This window comes from Streptomyces sp. NPDC020801 (assembly GCF_044334385.1).
Taxonomy (GTDB): domain Bacteria; phylum Actinomycetota; class Actinomycetes; order Streptomycetales; family Streptomycetaceae; genus Streptomyces.
Genome location: NZ_JBIRST010000032.1, coordinates 52,690 through 70,035 on the forward strand (window position 1 = coordinate 52,690; position 17,346 = coordinate 70,035).

Annotated in this window: 17 protein-coding genes; 8 read left to right on the forward strand and 9 right to left on the reverse strand. The window is 68.0% G+C overall.

The window, feature by feature from the left end; genetic code table 11:
- Window positions 1-303 precede the first annotated feature (303 nt).
- From ACH4UM_RS37975 to ACH4UM_RS37985, 3 genes are all read left to right on the forward strand, one after another.
- A complete protein-coding gene (locus tag ACH4UM_RS37975; RefSeq protein ID WP_398190030.1) occupies window positions 304-501 on the forward strand; it encodes a hypothetical protein in 198 nt (65 codons plus the stop codon).
- A 478-nt stretch (window positions 502-979) separates the two neighbouring features.
- Window positions 980-2,023: a hypothetical protein gene (locus ACH4UM_RS37980; protein ID WP_398190032.1), complete on the forward strand. Its 1,044-nt coding sequence runs from the start codon at window positions 980-982 to the stop codon at window positions 2,021-2,023.
- 11 nt (window positions 2,024-2,034) lie between these two features.
- Window positions 2,035-2,688, forward strand: coding sequence for a hypothetical protein (locus ACH4UM_RS37985; RefSeq protein WP_398190035.1), 654 nt, complete (start codon window positions 2,035-2,037; stop codon window positions 2,686-2,688).
- A gap of 23 nt (window positions 2,689-2,711) precedes the next feature.
- On the opposite strand, the gene ACH4UM_RS37990 is transcribed toward ACH4UM_RS37985, so the two are convergent.
- Window positions 2,712-3,569, reverse strand: a complete 858-nt coding sequence (locus ACH4UM_RS37990; protein WP_398190037.1) for a hypothetical protein — start codon at window positions 3,567-3,569, stop codon at window positions 2,712-2,714.
- A 156-nt stretch (window positions 3,570-3,725) separates the two neighbouring features.
- On the opposite strand from ACH4UM_RS37990, the gene ACH4UM_RS37995 reads away from it, so the two are divergent.
- Window positions 3,726-4,280: a hypothetical protein gene (locus ACH4UM_RS37995; protein WP_398190040.1), complete on the forward strand. Its 555-nt coding sequence runs from the start codon at window positions 3,726-3,728 to the stop codon at window positions 4,278-4,280.
- A gap of 193 nt (window positions 4,281-4,473) precedes the next feature.
- Here ACH4UM_RS37995 and ACH4UM_RS38000 read toward each other — a convergent pair whose 3' ends face one another.
- Together ACH4UM_RS38000 and ACH4UM_RS38005 are read right to left on the reverse strand one after the other, a co-directional pair.
- Entirely contained in the window at window positions 4,474-4,830 is a 357-nt protein-coding gene (locus ACH4UM_RS38000; RefSeq protein WP_398190043.1) for a hypothetical protein, read from the reverse strand.
- An 861-nt stretch (window positions 4,831-5,691) separates the two neighbouring features.
- Window positions 5,692-8,889, reverse strand: a complete 3,198-nt coding sequence (locus tag ACH4UM_RS38005) for a DUF3560 domain-containing protein (RefSeq protein WP_398190046.1) — start codon at window positions 8,887-8,889, stop codon at window positions 5,692-5,694.
- Between the two features lie 301 nt (window positions 8,890-9,190).
- On the opposite strand from ACH4UM_RS38005, the gene ACH4UM_RS38010 reads away from it, so the two are divergent.
- Window positions 9,191-9,862, forward strand: coding sequence for a peptide deformylase (locus ACH4UM_RS38010; RefSeq protein ID WP_398190078.1), 672 nt, complete (start codon window positions 9,191-9,193; stop codon window positions 9,860-9,862).
- On the opposite strand, the gene ACH4UM_RS38015 is transcribed toward ACH4UM_RS38010, so the two are convergent.
- From ACH4UM_RS38015 to ACH4UM_RS38025, 3 genes are all read right to left on the reverse strand, one after another.
- Window positions 9,747-10,739 carry a sporulation-delaying protein SdpB family protein gene (locus ACH4UM_RS38015; protein WP_398190050.1) on the reverse strand — a complete coding sequence of 331 codons (993 nt, stop codon included), beginning with the start codon at window positions 10,737-10,739 and terminating at the stop codon, window positions 9,747-9,749. The two genes, ACH4UM_RS38010 and ACH4UM_RS38015, sit on opposite strands and share 116 nt — an antisense overlap.
- On the reverse strand, window positions 10,730-11,329 hold the full coding sequence (locus ACH4UM_RS38020) for an SdpA family antimicrobial peptide system protein (protein WP_398190053.1): 600 nt from the start codon (window positions 11,327-11,329) through the stop codon (window positions 10,730-10,732). The genes ACH4UM_RS38015 and ACH4UM_RS38020 overlap by 10 nt, the downstream gene beginning before the upstream one ends.
- A gap of 117 nt (window positions 11,330-11,446) precedes the next feature.
- Window positions 11,447-12,100, reverse strand: a complete 654-nt coding sequence (locus ACH4UM_RS38025; RefSeq protein WP_398190056.1) for a hypothetical protein — start codon at window positions 12,098-12,100, stop codon at window positions 11,447-11,449.
- A gap of 241 nt (window positions 12,101-12,341) precedes the next feature.
- On the opposite strand from ACH4UM_RS38025, the gene ACH4UM_RS38030 reads away from it, so the two are divergent.
- Genes ACH4UM_RS38030 through ACH4UM_RS38040 form a run of 3 tightly spaced genes read left to right on the forward strand, consistent with a single transcriptional unit; the run spans window position 12,342 to window position 13,688 of the window.
- Window positions 12,342-12,833 (forward strand): DUF1648 domain-containing protein, encoded by a 492-nt coding sequence (locus ACH4UM_RS38030; RefSeq protein WP_398190059.1) that lies wholly within the window; start codon window positions 12,342-12,344, stop codon window positions 12,831-12,833.
- Window positions 12,830-13,315, forward strand: coding sequence for a hypothetical protein (locus ACH4UM_RS38035; RefSeq protein WP_398190061.1), 486 nt, complete (start codon window positions 12,830-12,832; stop codon window positions 13,313-13,315). The genes ACH4UM_RS38030 and ACH4UM_RS38035 overlap by 4 nt, the downstream gene beginning before the upstream one ends.
- Before the next feature lies 1 nt (window position 13,316).
- A complete protein-coding gene (locus ACH4UM_RS38040) occupies window positions 13,317-13,688 on the forward strand; it encodes a GntR family transcriptional regulator (protein ID WP_398190064.1) in 372 nt (123 codons plus the stop codon).
- Between the two features lie 23 nt (window positions 13,689-13,711).
- Here the strand turns inward: ACH4UM_RS38040 and ACH4UM_RS38045 are convergent, their stop codons facing one another.
- The 3 genes from ACH4UM_RS38045 to ACH4UM_RS38055 are packed head-to-tail and all read right to left on the reverse strand — an operon-like array spanning window position 13,712 to window position 17,216.
- Window positions 13,712-14,251 carry a DUF6262 family protein gene (locus ACH4UM_RS38045; RefSeq protein ID WP_398190067.1) on the reverse strand — a complete coding sequence of 180 codons (540 nt, stop codon included), beginning with the start codon at window positions 14,249-14,251 and terminating at the stop codon, window positions 13,712-13,714.
- Window positions 14,248-16,710: a tyrosine-type recombinase/integrase gene (locus ACH4UM_RS38050; RefSeq protein WP_398190070.1), complete on the reverse strand. Its 2,463-nt coding sequence runs from the start codon at window positions 16,708-16,710 to the stop codon at window positions 14,248-14,250. The genes ACH4UM_RS38045 and ACH4UM_RS38050 overlap by 4 nt, the downstream gene beginning before the upstream one ends.
- Window positions 16,711-16,712: 2 nt before the next feature.
- Window positions 16,713-17,216 (reverse strand): tyrosine-type recombinase/integrase, encoded by a 504-nt coding sequence (locus tag ACH4UM_RS38055; protein ID WP_398190073.1) that lies wholly within the window; start codon window positions 17,214-17,216, stop codon window positions 16,713-16,715.
- Between the last annotated feature and the right edge of the window lie 130 nt (window positions 17,217-17,346).

The following is a 17,346-nucleotide window of genomic DNA, read 5'->3' on the forward strand; positions in this document are numbered from 1 at the left end:
GGGTCCAGGTGCGGGACAGGCGCTCGGCAGCCTGGGCGGAGGACCTGCGATCCACGGGCGGGACGTGCGGCGGTACAGTCTGGCTCACGGCCATAACTCCCTTATCAGCTCTGGTAAGCAGGGATGAGTGGTCCAGGCCCCGGGCCGGTGTTGCAGTCACCGATGTCCGGGGCCGCCGTGTTTTCTGCGGCAGATCGAGACTCACACAAAAGTCGTTGACTTTCAAGTGTCTTGAGATCTTGCGACTCGTGGTGTTCTCTAGATCCTGTGACGCCCCGTACGCTCACCGGCATGGAAGAAGTCATGACGACCGAAGATGTGCGTAAGAACTGGGGGACCGTGCTGACGGAGATCCGCGCCCGCGTCCGGGGCGCGATCGTCCTGCGGCGCTACAAGGACGAAGTCGCCGTCCTGGTCCCGGTCAACTGGTACCGCCAGGCCGTCGACGCCATCGGGCAGCCACCCACGCTGATCGATCCCTCGAAGGCCGAGCAGAAGTGATCCGCGTCAACCCGGCAGCGCGGCGTACCTCCCGGCAACCGCAGCCGGCGCGCGCTCACCCGCGAGCGGTGTCATGACGCACGGCTGCTCCAGCCCCTGCGGCGGGTCTGGAGTCGGCAGCGCCCCTCACCACGAGGCCACTGCGCACTGACCACGGTCGCACCAGGGGGAGTTATCCCTCGGTGACACCGGTGGCCTGCTGGTGGGAAGCGAGGCGGTAAGTGTCCGGCCGAACAGTGGAGATGAGCGTCCGTCGGGACGACGGCTCGCCCCCGCACGCCGTGGACTTCACGCCGCTGATCAGGCGTAGGATCTTCAGAAACTCCAGACACGCAAAAGCCCCGAGCCGGGGACTCCCAGGACGGCAATCCTGGGCCGGACTTCGGGGCTGGAGCGTGACCAGCGCGTAGGTCTGCTGTCGAGTGTAGCGGGGGTGCTGTTCTCCCTCCACCAGGCAGCAGCCAGAAAGAGGCCACCCGTGGCACAGCAGCACCGCGATTGCCCACCGAACGACTGCAAAACGTGTCGCAGAACACTGTCGGCGCGCATTGAGCTGGCCGCCGAGAATCCCGCCGTCGTACCGACGACCGCGGCCGTGATGGAGCGTTCGGGCCTGGGGCGCCGCGCCGTACAGATTCACACCGCTCACCTGGCCCTGTACGGAATGGTGAAGGACGGCATTCCCACGGGCGTACCGCTCGATCCTCCGCTCCCGCAGGCTCCGGAGGAGCCGCCAACCCCACTGATGTGGGCCTCCGCGGTGGCCCTGCCGGAGTCCTGCCGGACATGCAGGTGCATCCTGTGCGAATTGGCGAAAATCGCCCGCGGTGACTGGGCTGGCCAGATCAGCATGCGTTCCCTCGCCGAGCGTCTTGAGCTGAGTGAGTGGACGGTGCGCATGCACCTGCGCACGGGCCACACGGTGGACAAGATCGGGCACAGTCTCGTTGCCGCAGGTGTGGTGACGTTCGACGCCGTGGGCGAGATGACGGGCCGGGACCGCAATGGCAAACCTCTGATCGTCCGCCGTCCGGACCGCTTCGTCCTCGCCCCGGATCAGACCCGTCTGGGCGTCTACCGCATGCCCTACAGCGGGGACGGTTTCAAGGACGGGCTGATGGAGCGTCTGCGCGACCAGACGGAGTGGTTCGACCCGAGCCACAAGGAAGCCGGCTGGATCGTGAATCTGATGGCGTCGCTGATCCGCAGCGGGTGGCCGGAGGAGTTGCTCATGGAGAAGCTGCGGGAGCGTCCGCACCGCGGAGACAGAGAGCTGAAACTGCCTTACCGGTACGCTCGCGTGCGACTGCCCAAGAAGGGCACACCGTACGTGCGGTCACAGTTCGCGGTGCCGAATTCAGGGTTCGACAAGCCTCGATGCGACAGGTGCCGGGTACGGATGGGGGGGCGGACGCCAGATGGTCTGTGCCCGGAGTGCCGTCACGACCAGGCGCTCATGGGCGGCGTGACCGGGACGGTGTCGGCGGCGTACGCGTCGGCAGCACCAGCAATCACGCGGTGAGGTCAGGGGAGATGCAGGACAACGAGATCGAGCTGCTGCCGGACGCGGCGGCCACATCGGTGACATGTCCGACGTGCGGGGCGCCTGCGGGGGAGCTGTGCCCCGGCACGATAGGGGTGCACATGGCCCGGTGGGTGGCGGTCGGCACCCATGACGACCAGCATGGCGCTCACCATCACAGCGGTGGCCTCCAGTACTCCGGCACCGGCGTCGCTCCCGGCACGCTCGTGCGCCTCAAGCAGTCACAGTGGCGGCTGACCGCTGAGCACGAGGACGGAACCCGCTGCCCGCGCACGGGCAAAGGCCGGCACCGCCAGCTCCCCGAGCGCGACCCACGGTGTTCCGGCCGCGCCTTCTACATCGCGCGCTGCCGCAACTGCTCCTGGAAGTGCCGCAAGCGCAAGCGCACCGAGGTGGAGGAGGCGGCCGCGCTGCACGTGCGGTTCTGTTCGGACCAGCAGCCCATCCGCACGCCCGAAACGGCCATCCGGGAGCGGAACGCGAGAGAGTGCCGCGCCTTCACCGTTGACTGCCCGGTCTGCCACGCGCCAGCCGGTCAGCCCTGCATCGACACCAAACTCGCCTCACGGGCGCCGTATACACACGTGGACGGCGCGCCCCGTGCCCACATCAAACGGCGGACGCTGGTGTCACGCAGCCGCTGACATCGAACCCGTGAGCTCGGGAGTCACTCACGGCTCAACGGACGGTGGGACCATCCCTCGACGAAGGCCCTAAGTTGCCTCCGTTGCCGTTCTTCCTCCGCGATGCGATCGCGGAGCACGGCTTGGTCGATGTACGGGGCGACCGCGTCGAGGACCAGGCGCTGAAGCTCGGTCGGATCGAGCGCCTCGACCTCCCACTGCACCGGCCGGCCGGGGTCGAGGCCGTATCGGCTGGCAAAGCCCGCCCAACGGGGATCGCCGGCCTTCCCCACAGCCGCGGGCAGTTCGTACTCGCGCACTTGGTCGTGAGTGAGCAGGACCCGTTCCACGTGGCTCCAGCAATCCGTGCGGGCCACCCAGTCCCGTTCGATGTCAGCGCCCGAAGCGTCGAAGTCACCGATGTAGAGAAGAATGGTCGGGCGCGGGTCGCGGGCCGTGCGCTCGCGTACGACCTGCACGTAGCTCTGGCTGCCGAAGCCCCGCACGACAAGCACGGGGACGCCCGTGCGCTCCAGCCAGCCGGTCAGCTGGGCCCGCAGAGTGTCCTTCTCACAGGCCACGTACAGAGCAGACGTCTGACCAGCTGTCCGGTCCAGAGCGAACCAGTCGGGCACGGCCTGGAGGAACGCACCGGCGTCTGGCCAGGCCGGCGGAACGTGGACCTCGCGCAACGGGTCGATGAGATCGGGGAACCGCTCCTCCCGTCGGGCCTGGGCCAGACGGGAGGACAGACGCCGGTACGTCGGCGCGGTGTGCGGGATCAGCCCCTCCGAGACGAGCCGGTAGTAGGCCTGCCGGAGGGTGCAGCCGCCGACCCGTTCGTAGCTGGTAACGATGTCGGCGGCCCGGTCCACGATGTTCGGCCACTGGAGTCTGGGCACACCGGTACATGTACCCCTTGGGTCAGCGGCGGGTGCCTCCTGAATTCGTGAACATCGACTCCGCCGCCGTCGAGGTGTCTCCCGTGCACAAAGCCCGACCGTGGGCATGGACCCTCCGGGTACGGTGGGCGCAGGCCACAGGCGGAGGGGGCGGCGGTGAGGCGACTGGGCCGACGGCTGTGGAACAGCCGGATCATGTGGTGGCTGCGTGACGTCTTGCCATGGTGCGAGGACCCCACAGCGATCACCGAGCCGGGCATGCCGCTGGAAGAGCTGTTCTGGCGGATGGGCGCGGGCCCGAGCACCTGGCGCAACCCCGACTGCCGCCACCGCGGCACCCTGGCCGTGTACCGGCCGCTGCCCATGCCCGTCACCGTGCGCGCACCGCTGCATGCAATCCAGCTCGGCCACTGCGTGTTCTGCGAAGGCTGGGTCTACCGACGTACCTGGCTGCCCTGGCCCGGTGAGGAGAGCGGTGCCTACCCGGATGTACGGCCTGATCTCGCTCACCACCTGCGTCGGCGCATCATGAGCCGCCGTGCCGAGCAGCTCCTTAACGACCACGATGTCCTGTCCTGGGAGCGGGCTCTTGCCCGGCTGGCCGCCGAGGCCCCGCGTGTCTCCCGCGACTGGCAACCTGCCCCGGAGTCCATGGCCCGCCTCGTCAACCAGGCAAGCCGGGACTGGGACACCGAGAATCTCTGGGGATGACGAAGCGGCGCGTGGGTACGCGCACCGCGTCCTACGACCACGCCGCGAACACCTGGACGGTCGGCCAACTACGGTCCGCGCCGGATGAGCTCGCCCCGACAAATCAGCCGTTCCTCGTCCTGGCCCCTGACGCTCCCGGTTGCACGCCGGACGAACTCGTCCAGATGGCATCGAACTGGGTCGCCCTCGTACGTCACGCGCGGCGGGCGCGCTTCTTGGCCCGCACCGACACGGTCAGTTCGAGGTGCCCGGCGGCGTAATCGGTGAGCAGAAGCTCGGCCACGCGCGAGGGGGACAGGCCGTCGGCCTCGCCACGTTCCGCGGCGGCCTTCCAGTTGTCGGGGTCGACGCCAGCGCCCTTGGCGCTGCGGCCGGGGCCCCGGTCGGCGTCCTGGGGGACGTCCAGAGGGATACGGCCGACGGCGTACTCGCGCAGGAGGTGGTCCAGGACAGTGCCCAGAGGCATGTGGTCGACGTCTTTGGCACGGGCCTTGGCGGCCTCCCAGACGGTGTCCAACACCCACAGGTCCTGCTTGCGATGGCTGGCCATGTCGGCTTCGGCTCCTCTGTACGGTCAGGGCTGCGCCGGCCGTCCCGGCGGAGCACAGGGAGGCTACTAAAAAGCTTCGGATGGTTGGGAATACCGTGTTCTTCCAGGGGTGCAGTGCCGGTTCCCCACACTTGAAATGATGTGCTCACGTCAAGTTCTGCGAAAGACCCACCGCGTCCCGTACGGGCACCCAGGACCGATAGCCACCCTCCCCGGTACCCGAAGAAGACCCTCGGGCACGTCCCGTCGATGCTACTAAAAATTTTTGCAGTATCAAGGGCGGAGGGTCCGCTCGCCACGCCACGCGACCCCCGAAACAATGCCGCCGACCCGGCGCCGCGACGCCCGGCCGGGTGCCGAGCGCGACCAGGTCCGCTCACAGCGGCGGCCATGACAGCGACCATTGATGAGTGCACGTCAAGTTCTGCTTGAAGACCCCCCACACACGGGTGCGGACACCTTCAAGGAAGTCTTCTCGTCCCGATTCTCGGGGGAGCGCCGGCCCCTGCGACGAATGCGATGCCGCCCCGGCAGTCCAGCCGCACCTGTCGCACCGGCCGCCGCGTACCGCGCGGCACTCGTACGTCGGGGGCAGCTCTCGGCCGTCTGGCCAGCCCCGGCCTGGTCCTTGCCGCCAGCCAGCACAGCCCGCACGTGCCCCATGCCGGGCTCCCCCTCGGCATCCGCCGGCGCGATGCCAACAAGAGTTGTCGGAAGCGACACCCCACAGCGGCCCGCCTCGTGGCCTGTGAGGCCCGGTCCGGCGCACTGGGTCCAGCGCGCGACCGGCCTGGGTGGATTGGAGACGTGCCCCGGAAGTACCGGGGCGGCCCGTACAACACCCGCCCCCGCCCGGGAACTTCACCACCTGCGCGGCATCACCTCGGCCACCTGCCCCGCCGCCACGGTGACCAGCGCCGCACTCGCCGCGATCGACAAGGCCTCTCGCCGCAGCCTCTGGGGGTTCCGGACCGACCACACCGGCAGGGCCACCGGCCGCGCTGGAGAGATCTCCCCCCGCAGCGCCGCCAGTTCCTGCATGACCTCGCCCCACGTCAGCGACGGCCCGTCCTCTGGCTCCTGGTCGTCGCCATTCAGCTCCGCCCACAGCTGCCGCAGCTCGTCGGCGATTTCGTCCCAGGAAAGTGCGGGCGCGCCCTGGTCCTGGTGCTCGTCCTCACGGTCCTCGACAACGGCCGCCGGCACTACAGCGGGCTCGAACCAATTCCGCGCGGCCGGCTCCGCGACAACCTCGACGTCATCGGCTGCGCGCAGCCGTGCGGCCAGGGCTCGCACCTGGAGCACTTCGGACGACTCCATAGGCTCGACCTCGAAGACCCGCGACGGTCCGGTGTACGGCGTGACGATCGGCTTCCGCTCGCCCGCTTCCAGGGCCTTGCGCACCGGGGAAGCGGGGAGCGCCCGGCGCTCCCTTATCTGCTCGTCGACTACGTCCCGGGGAGCATCCACCAGGGGCAGGCCAGCCGCGGCGCGGTCCCGGCACTCACCGCACCGTGCCTCTACCGGGTACACGCCCGCGCAGTTCACGCACGGCGCGGCCTCCGCCGCCCTCCGAGCCTCTGCCTGCCGCCGCTCCTCCGCTTCCTCTTCCTCCGCGCGGGCAAGGATCGCGCCCGTCCTCGCGCGCCGCTCGGCCGCCTCCCGCTCCCACTCCTCCATACGGCGCGCAGCCTCCGCCCTGCGCCGCGCGACTTCCTCGCCGCCAGGCAGGGGAGTAAGGGCGTTCGCCTCCTGCCGTTCTCGGCTCATCCACTGATTCGCACGCTTCGCGTGCCGCACGGCGCCCATGGCCTCGCCCTCGGGAAGCAGACCGGCCGGATTCAGAGCGACCAGCTGCAACGCTTCGCGGCCGTCCGCTGTGCACTCCACCGGTCCGGGGAGCGCCCGTTCAGGGGCCTTGAGGAATCCGGCGCCGATCAGCAGCCGCACCCGCTCACGGTCCACCCGCCGCGTTCCGACGTCTTCGCCGCGCCTGAATCCGCCAACGCCGTCCGCGTGCAGCTCACCCGCCGCCGCGTAGCCGACGACGTCGGCCATGGCAGGCGACCAGCCCAACCCGGGAACAGTGTCCGCCGCGCGCCGCTCGTCCAGGAATCGCGCCACGGACCGCTCAATGTCCGTACGCGGAGCCTCGACCGGCGCGCCGCCCTCCGTGTCCATGACCTCCACGCTGGACGGGTCCGACACCACGTCAGCGAGCGGGAGTTCACGCGCGGAAGCTTCCGCCCCCGACTCGCTGACTGCGGCCAGCCGGCCCTTCTTCGCCGCCCGCGCCTCAGCCTGCCGTTCCCTCAGCAGCTGCAAGCGGCGCTTCGGCTGACGAGCCTTCCACGCCTCCGCATCCCGGCCGCACGGCCATGCATGACCACACCACCGCTCGGGGTGGCACGTGCCCGGCCGCCGCTCCGCGTACCCCTCAGCCGTCAGCGGCCGCGCGTGCACATCCCGCAGCACCTCACCGAACCGGCCGTCATCCGTGACGAAATCCCAGTCCGTTCCGTGCTCGCCCGGCTCGGCCGTCCAGCACAACATGAACCGCGCGCCCGACGTACGCGCATCGGAGCACACCGCCTGACCATCCCGCCGGGGCATCCACCACAGCACCCGCTGACGGGCCGGGCTGCCACCCTGCGACGCCACGAACACAGCCACCATGTCCCCGAACGCGCGCGGGCCGCACTCAGGGGCGGGGGCGGGCATGTCATCGATCTGCGCCGGATCGTCGGCGGCCTCCAGTTCCGGCACGGCCACCGAGGCCGGGGCGGCCGGACGCGCCAGCCGCTCAGGGGCAGTCTCCGGCAGCTCGTCAATCTGCGCCGGATCGTCGGCCGCCTCAAAACCCTGGCCGCCCTGGGCCGGCGAGCCCTCACCGGAAATTTCCGCCGTGTCGGCAACCTCCGTGGGCTCCTCCTCGGCCTGGCCCTCGACCACGTCCGGCACCGGCTTGGGCTTGAAGTTCTGCGGACGGGCGTACCCGCACACGGTGCACATGCCGCGCGCCATGCTGAACCGCTTCTCACCGTTCGCGACCCGCTTGCAGTGCGGGCACGTCTTACGCTCCGCCTCCGGCTCCGCCTTCGTCGCCTCAAGCCGCGCAATGTCGGCAGCGCTCGCCCAGCCGGACACTGCGTCATACCCAATCGTGCCCGTGTCACAGGTGCACCGCTTGCCGCCCTTGCACGGCGACGGACGGCCGTAGTACACCGTTCCGGCCGTGCAGGTGCGGTCTTCGGAGCGCACCACAGCCACCCCGGTACGGGTGAGGATGTGCGGCACGGTCACGCTCTTGGCGTTCACCCGCAGCACCTCACGCCACGTGCCGCCCGTGTGAACGAAATCCCCGCGCTCAAAATCGGCCTTACCCCACACCTTGAAGCCCTGCCGCTCAGCCTCGGCAATGACCTCTTCCCAATACGCGATCTTTTCCACGATGCGGCGCCGCTCACGGGCCAGCGTCTCCAGCCCCTCCGCAGTGGTCGACCGCGTGTAGCCACAGGCCGAGTTGCCCGCCGCCCACTTGTCGACGTCGCGGAGCTGCTTACGCAGACCCTCCGGGCCGTCCAGGCGGCGCAGGGTGCGCGCGGGGTTCTTCTTGAACTCCTCGAAGTGCTCCGCAGAGATCGCCCGCGACGCGTGATAGGCGGCCTTCTTCTCCTCCTGGATCGAGCGCCGCATGTGGCTATCCATGCGCTCGATGTCCCGACGGTGGCGCCGCTCGGAGTGGTGCCCCAGCTTGATCGGCTCACCCGTCATGTGATCGGCGATGGCGTGCGACGCCTTCCACGCCCCCTCACTACGGGCCGACGCGTTCGCCGCGTATCCGCTGTAGCGCTCGGCCCGGTCCCCGGCCCGGTCGTACTGCTCCTGCACCGCATCGGCGTAAGCACGCTCGGCGTCGTTGTCGATGACCACGGCCACCGTGTACCCGGCCTCTTCCAGGTAGCCGCGCAGCTTGCGCACGGTCCACATGTCCGCATCCCCGTCACGGGAGTTACGCAGGTACCACGCCTGCATGTCGTAGCCCCAGCGGAACGCCATACCGCCCCGGCGCCCGTACTCCTTACGGCGCAGGATCGCCCCGGCCTTGTCGCCCTTACTGGTGCCCTCAACGGTCGTGCCGTTCTGTATGGCTACTGCTTCGTAGCTGTGTGTGCCGGTCGTGTTGTGCCTGGCCAGCGAGGTGGAGATGTGGGCGGGTCTGTGCGACAGGTGTCGTGCACGTATCCGGCTTTCTGGCCCGGTACTCCTGAAGTTACGGCCAGGTGCCAATTGGCACCTGGCCGTAACTTCAGGAGTACCGGGCCGAGTTCAGGTGACTGACGTGCGGCCCAGCCAGCGAATGCGAGACCTCGGCGTTGTCCAGCACGGCGCCAGCATCCTGACCGAACCGGCCCGTGCCTTGGATCTGCCTGCCGAACGCACCGTGGACGAACTATTCGCCGCCATCGAGCGCATCGGTCAGATCCCTTCGCCAAGGGGCAGGGGCATCGCCGCCCCGCAGATCGGTATCGCCCGCGCCGCCGCAGTCGTTCTGCCGGCCGACGACGCCCCTGCCGTCATCCTGCTCAGTCCCCGGATCACCGACCGCTCCGAGGAGACGGACGAGCAGTACGAGGGCTGCCTCAGCTTCTTCGACGTCCGCGGCCTCGTCCCCCGCCCCCTGAAAATCACGGTGGAGGCCACCGCCCTGACCGGCGAGTCCACAACCACCGTGTATGAACGCGGCCTTGCCCGCCTCATCCACCCCGGATGTCACCTCGACGGCCTGCCATACACCGCCCACATGCGTACTGGAGTAGCCCCATCTCCGTGGAGGAACACCGTCAGGCCGGCCGGGCCTGGGCGTACGAGTAAGCGGCTGGCGCCAGGCCCGTGTCACCGACCGGGGTCCGTCGTCACTGGGACGGCTGCGCCACGCTGGCCGACGGAGCGGATGAACCATCCCGCTCGTTCGGTGGTCCTGGTTCGGCTTCAGGGGCATCTGTGGCAGCCGCATGGGCAGGGCGCGTAACCCTGCGGAGGTGAATGGACCCTCCAAGGGGCTGGCACAGAACCAGGATGCCGCCGGCCATGGCCAGGGCGAAGCTCCACAGGCCCATGATCAGGGCGATGGAGAGGTGGAAGAGGAGCCCTGCGCTCATCACCCACCATCGCTGGCGTTGTGGAAGCAGGAGGCAGATGGCCAGCGAGAGCTCGATCGCCAGAGGGACCCAGGTCATCATCGCCACCCCCAACGGGGTGGCGATGACGGGCGCAACGAGCGTGTTGAGCCATGGAGCGGGTCCGAAGTCGAGGTTGCTGCCCCAGTACCACATGGCGGTTCCGTCCTGCCATTCCGCGTGGGGCAGTTTGGCGACAGCGGCCTGGAAGTAGATCACGACCATCTGCAGACGCACCATGACGAGACCGCTGGTGCCGATGAGCGCCAGCAAGGCGGCGGCGGGTGAGCCCGACGCCTGCTGTTGCGGCTCCCAATGCCACCGGCGCTTGTCTCCGATGGCTGGCAGTACGAACAGCACCGAGAGGATAAGGGCGACCTGGTCGCCTCCGTCGGCAATGGCTATGCCCGAGAAGACGCTGTAGTTGATGTACGCGTGCGGCAGCGCAGTGAACCGTGGCCGCCAGCCGGAGGCCACGACCAGGAGGACGAGCACGCATGCCCACTTGATCCAGGTCAAATGAGCGTAGTCGTGGGGGGCGAGGCAGAAGACGCTCGCTGCGGTGGTCGAGGTACACAATGGATAGTCGCCAATGGTCGCCACCGGGCGGAAAAGAGTCTCGGCGCTCGAGGCAGCCAGGGTCCCGGCCGTGCCAAGGGCGACGAGAGTGCGAGCTAAGCCATAGAGGTTGGTCCAAGGCAGCGGGATAGGGCGCTGGGTCACGGGCACTTCAGGCTCCAGACGGCAACACGTGTGGGAGTGTGGCGTTCAGGGGACAGGTGGCGCCATGCCCAGGGGACTGGCTGCATTTCCACGACAGCGGCCCGACCGCACAGGGTGGGAGCCGGCGAAGGATTGGTCGTCACAGCGACCGGCGCCGGCGCGTGAGCGAGGCAGGCGCTCACTGGCTGTGCCTCGTCGCATGATGTCCATCTGAGGTTCTTCTGGTGCATCAGCAGAGCGATCTCGACGCCCTGCGTTCTGGAGGCCCGGTCAAACCCGAAGGCGTTCGATGGTTTGGAGTGCGGCGTGAGAGCGGCGCTGTGCCAGTGTCCGTCGGCCATGCGGTACGGAGCGTACTGGGGGTCCTTCCCTGACTTGGTGAAGAAGGCCCAGCCCTGGGGTGCCGCAACGGTGGCGACCTTCCGGATGCCGCCCTGCCCAGGCAACGAGATCACGTTATGCGGCAGAAAGCTTTGGGCGACGTACAGGCACACGACGACCCAAATCGCGGAGATTACCGTGATCCAGGCGCGGGGTACCGTCGCAGAGTGGGCTGGACCGCGTGAGCGCAGACGAATGGTGTGAGTGAGACGCATGGTTGCTGTGCCCTCGACTGGTCCGCAGAGCGCGGGAGCTGGCGTGCAGGTGAACAGGGGAAGGTGGCGGTCCGGCTGCCATAAGCATGACAGCCGGACTCGCGACCGGCGGCTGGATTAACCCGCCAGGACCTGCGTCAGCTGGGCGATCTCCTCATCCCTGCTGAGGGAGCTCTGCCCTTTCTCGGAGGCAGACCAGAAGTGGGACGTGGTCGTTACCCACTTGGCCGCCTGAACGTTCACGGCGACCGAGACGTTTGCCACGCCACCCAGGTTGATGGCGACAAGCACGTTGACGGCTAGCACCACGTTGGCGCACCTGCCGATGCCGGCACCGGTGTCACCGGCCTTGACCTTCGTGGTCGACAGTGACTTGAGGATGCCGACGGCCTCATCGATGCCGCTTTCCACCTGCTGCGGGTTGCCGGAGCGCAGTTTCGCCGAGAAGGAGCTGAAGAAGTCCGGGTGTTGCTTCTGGATCCTGTCCAGCACCACGGTCACGGCCTTCCTCTGCTCCGCGGTGCTGTTCTTCTTCCGAAGGGTGGCGACATCGACGAACTTGCCTGATTGGGCGAGCTTGTCCGCTACCGGGCCCTGGGCGAAGGCCAAGCCTTCGAAGAGGATCCGGCCGTCCTTGGCTGCCTCCGCCTTCGAGTGAGGCGCCGAGGTTAAGGAGGAAGCGATGTGGGTCGTGGCCGAGGATGCAGCGGCTTCCTGGGCCACGGTGCCGCCGAGTCCGAGGACGGCGACAGCGGCGATGGCGACGCTCACGCGTCTGCGCATAGTTGACTCCTGTGGTGCGACGAGATAGTCCAGTGGTCACTCAGCGCGACCTCTGGGCGTGGACGAGTGAACGCTACAAGCGTTCGAAATGGGTTCCAATCACTTAATGGATCACCGGCAGGGATCAAGCCAAGCTCTTCGGGGCGCGCATGAGTGTCATAAGGGCGGGGCAAATGAAGCGTCAGAGCGATGCAATCGTTCTATGTCAAGGCGAACAATCGTCGGTGACGTGCTTCACAGAAAGGACCTGACGCTCGTGTTAGAGAACCCTGCCCCGGCCCCGAGCCGTGCCCGTCTGATGGTGGAGGCAACCGCCCCCTTCGCGGGAGCGGCGTTGATCACCGTCACCGCATTTCTGCTGTTCCAGGGATCCCTACCTGACAAGATCGCCACACACTTCACCTTGGGCGGCAACGCCGACCGATACAGCACCCCAGCGACAACGCTTGGCCAATACTTGCTGTTGTTCGCCATCCAGACGATCGGTGCCCTCGGCGTAGTCTTCTCCATCAAGGCGGCCCCCAGGGCCGCCAGGGGGCTGAGGACGTTCTGCTGCGGCCTCGCCGCCGGGACCGCCTACGACCTCATAGCCACGCTATGGGTCGTCAGCGACTCCAGCGGACGCAACGTTCATCTGCCGTCATACCAGTGGGCTGTCGACGTCCTTGTCGGTGCAGGCGTGGCCGCCGCCGTATGGTTCGCTTCCCGGAGCCGGGCATGAAACAGGAGCACGCGCCGCAGCGAGCCACCGTCTGGCACCGCATCTTGATCAGCGGCTGGATGCTCGCCACTGGCATCGTCTCGGCGGTCGGCTTGTTCGTCCTGGCCGCTGTCGACCCTCATCACCGTTCCTTCATGCTGTGGCTCCTGATGTTCCCAGCCGCCTTTCTCACCGTCGGCGCCATCCGCGTCACGGTCTCCCGCCGCGGGGTCACAGCTGGCTCGTTGCTTGTGCCGTTTCTGCGACGGCGCTTCCCCCTCGAACGCATCGAGAGCGCCTCGGCCCGATGGACCAAGCCCGCCGAGATCGGAGGATGGGGCTACCGCTGGAACCCGGGACTCAGCGCCATCTCACTGCGCGAGGGCGATGCCATGTGGCTCACCCTCACAAGCGGCAGCCAGTTCGTCATCACCATCGATGACGCGGACACAGCCGCCGAGCTCACCAACCACCTTCTTGCTCGCGGAGACGAAGGTCCCTGACATGTTGGTCACGATCGACCACTCATTGCCCCTGGGCCTCGCCGAGCAGATCGCCGCCTCGGCACGCCGCAGCATGGCCGAGGGGAAACTCCGGAAGGGTGACCGCCTGCCTTCCGCTCGCGCTCTCGCACGCACTCTGGACATCAACATGCATACGGTCCTGCGCGGTTACCAGATCCTGAAGCGGGACCGGCTTATCGATCTCCGGCCCGGGCGTGGAGCGGTCGTCACCGCAGAAGCCGCGGACCTGGCCATGATCGTCGAAGCCTGTCTGCACTTCGTCCAGACGGCAAAGAGGGCGGGCATGAGCAGTCGGGACATCCTGAGCCTCGTCGCCGCCCATGTCGAGCCCGCCGGTGGGGCCTCCCAGTAGGCCCGGTACTCCCGGCCTTTCCATCAGGGCTTGTCCTTCGAGGTGTTGAGACTGGCCATGAGGTGTCGGTTGGCGGCGCGGGCGGCGTCGAGGTCGTCGTCGCGATCGGCGAGTTGTTGCCGCAGCTCGGTGATGTGCTGTTCCAGGTGGGTGACGCGTTTCTGCAAGGCGTCGTGGTCGGGGGGTCCGCCGAGTCCGGCTTGTTGCCAGACCTGCTCGCCGAGGGCTTCGGCGAGACGTTGTTCGAGGTGGCGGATGTGGGTGTCCTGACGGCGGATGCGGTCGGTGAGGTTCGCGATGTCCGCGATGAGGGACTGCTTGCTCGCGCTGGGGCCGGTGACGGTGCCGGGTGGCGGTTCGGCGGCGGCGCGTGCGGTGATGGCGGCGCGCAGGTCCGGGTGCCGGTAGATGAGGCTGCGGTGTACTCCGGCGGCTCGCGAGACGGCGGAGACGGTGATCTCCTCGCCGTGGGCGGAGAGTTGGTCGAGCGCGGACATGACCTTGGTGCGGCGGCGTTCGCTGTCCTGGCGTCGGGCATCGGTGAGGCACTTCGCGGTGTTCATGCGCGGTGTTCGTTTCTGGTCTGGTCGATGAAGGAGCCGATGACGGGCATTCCGAGGTCGACGACCTGACGGGTGCGGCGCAACGTGTTGGCGGCCTCCTTGATCTGTTCGCGGTCCTCGTCGGTGAGGTCGTCGAGGGAGTCCTCGACGCGGTGGATGAGCTGGCGGAGCTTGCTGATCTCGGTGTCGGACGGGGCTGCTTCGGTGCGGGCCCACGGGTCGAGTTCACCGGCGGCCAGGACGCGTTCGCGGTCGCGCAGGAGGGTGTTGAGGTAGTCCTTGAGTTCGGGGAGGTAGGAGGCGTCGGTGCGGAAGTGGCCGCAGCCCAGGCAGCGGAACCTGAACGGGCAGGCGTGGCCGCCGGCCTTGACGTTGCTGGGCTCCATGCAGATGCCGAAGGGCACGGAGACCTGTCCGATCCGCCGGCGGGCGTGCTCGTCGTCGAGGGCGCCCTGGATCTGCTGCCAGGTCCGCTGGCCGTTGCGGTCGAACTGGTGGGCCGCCACCCGCTCAACCGCCTGACGCATGCGCTTGCCCGTAATGCGATAGTAAATCTGAGTTGTCCGCATTGAGCGATGGCCCATCAAATCGCGCAGCACGTCGGGCGGGACTCCGGCGTCCGCGTGCCGTTGGGCGTAGCTGTGCCGGTAGGCGTAGGGGACGACGACCGACTTGTTGAACTCGACATCGCCGTCGGTCAGGAGCGCGGGCAGGTCATCGACCCAGCCCCGGTGGACGGAGCTGAGGGAGGCATCGGTGAGATGCCGGGTGCCGGCGGGGTTGCGTCTCGGGGCGGGCAGCAGGGCGAGTTCGCCCAGCGGGGTTTTGGGAAAGAGGTCTTGGACGGCGCGTTGCTGAGCGCGTACGACTTCTGCGGTGGCGTCCGCGATGGGCAGGCGCCGATTGGGGCGGTTGTTCTTGAAATCGTGGTAGATCAGGACGGTCTTGCCGTCGGAGCTGGTGGCGAGGCAGTCCCAGGGCAGGCGGCAGACCTCGTCGGGCCGGCGGCCGGTGTCGATCAGGATCTCCGTGGCGACGCGGAACGAGGAGCCGGAGCGTTCTTCCAGCTCGGGCAGGGCCTGGCAGAGCTGGGCCAGGACGCGGTCGGACAGGACCCGGCCGGGTTCGTCGTCCTCGGCGGGCTGGGGGACGTCCTCGGCGAGGAAGGTGAACTCGGGCGGCAGGGCGTGGGCGATGTCGCCGGGGAGGCGTCTGCCGCGGGTGCGCAGGTCGCTGATGACGCGCTTGGCGTTGCGGCAGTCGTTGATGCGGGTGCGCTGGCTGATCGCACCGGTGTTGGTGAGGTAGGCGAGACGGTTGAGGAAGCTGACGGCATCGTCGCGTCCGAGCCGTGCCGGGAGGTCGCCGTGATCGTCAGGCCGGTGCAGGCGCAGGCTCTCGGAGAGCCGGATCATGCTGACCACGTACCCCTTGAGGACGCTGCCGATGGCGTCACCGCGACGGCGGGGCATCTCCTCACTGACCCAGTACTTGACCACGTCACGTAGCCAGGGCTGGGTGATGGCGGTGAAGTCGATGGTGCTGTTGTCGAGTCCGAACACGGCCATGTGCCAGACGTCCTTGTGCCGTTCGGACTCGGGGTCCGAGACGGCGAGGCGGGCGGCCTTGACGATGGTGGACCGCAGGGTGTCGATGTTGCGGCTCGGGATGGTGATGCCGTCCAGTGAGGCGGCCTGCTGGATCCGGGCGTGCTTGCAGAGCAGTCGCAGGCGGGGCATCTCGGTGATGTTCCCGTCCCGGTAGCGTTCCTGGAGCCCGATGAGGATCTCCGCGACGATCCGTGGTGCCAGGCCGCGCAGGTCGACCCGGCGGGCGTCACGGCGGGCGGGAGTGGTCTTGAGCCAGTGTTCGACATCGAGATCGGGGTCCTTGGCCCGCAGGAGCTGAAGCCGCTTGGCGTGCGGATGGCACAAGCCCTGGCCCCGTGTGGTGCACTGGCGCCAGTCGCAGAGAGCGACCCGGCAGAATCCGGGGTGGGGATAGGACTTCAGGTCCGTGCGAGCGGCGAACTCCTCAAGGCTCTGGCCGCTGTTGCGGTAGTGCCACAAATGGGCGGTGCAGACCTTCAACGCTCCGTTCTTCGCGGGACGTTCGCATTGGGCGAGTGCACAGATCGTCTCATCCCAGACGACGGCGCTGCGGCGGTGCCCGGCCTGGAACTCTTCCTCCGTGAGACCGCTCTTCTTCCAGTTCTTGGTGCAGGCATGGCACCACTGCTTGCGGTGGCCGATCACGGTGTTGCAGCCGGTGAGGCGGCAGACCTCGTAGCCGACGAGAGGGTCCTCGCGGGGCGGGCGCCAGATCAGCTTCTGTTCGATCCAGCCGATCTTCTCCAGGAAATCGGTGTCCAGACGGGCGCGCAGCCGCCGCGTGATGGCGTCGTCGCCGCTGCCGTCCGGGGCGTCGGAGTGGGTGCGGGAGAGGGCTGTGAGGGGCATGGTCATTCTCCTGGTCGGGGCAGTCGAGGGCTGGGGACGCGTTCGACGGCGTCCCGTAGCCGCTGGTGAGAGGGGTGCAAGTACGACTGCGAGGACATCGGCGAGGCATGCCCCAACAGCTCGGCCAGCACGTCGAGTTGGCCGCCGGCGGCCATGACGTTGTCCGCGAAGGCATGGCGCCCTTGGTGCGGGCGGATACGGCGCTCCAGGTGGGCGCGGCGGCTGAGCGAGGCCATCAGTTCGTTGATCGCTCCGAGCCGCATCGGGGCCCCGATGCGGCCGCGGAACAGGTTCACCAGCAGGAAGTCACCGGTGGCCGCCGCGGGGATCGCGGCCCGTTCGAGGACGTACTGGTCGTGAGCCTGCACGAGCAGGGAATCGACCGGAACGGCACGGGAGTTGCGGGACTTGGCCCAGGCGCGGTTGACGTTGTCGCGGCGGACGACGTGTAGGTGACTGCCTGCGACAGCGCAGTTCAGCGAGTGTGAGTCGGGAACGAAGTGCACATCGCACCGGCGCAGTCCGACGAGTTCGCCGCGGCGAGGTTGTCAATTCCTTTGTGTATGTAGAGGCATGCGTGCTTGCTGGTCGGGCCGTCGGCGGTGGTTACTGTTGGTGATCTTGCCGAGGTCAGAG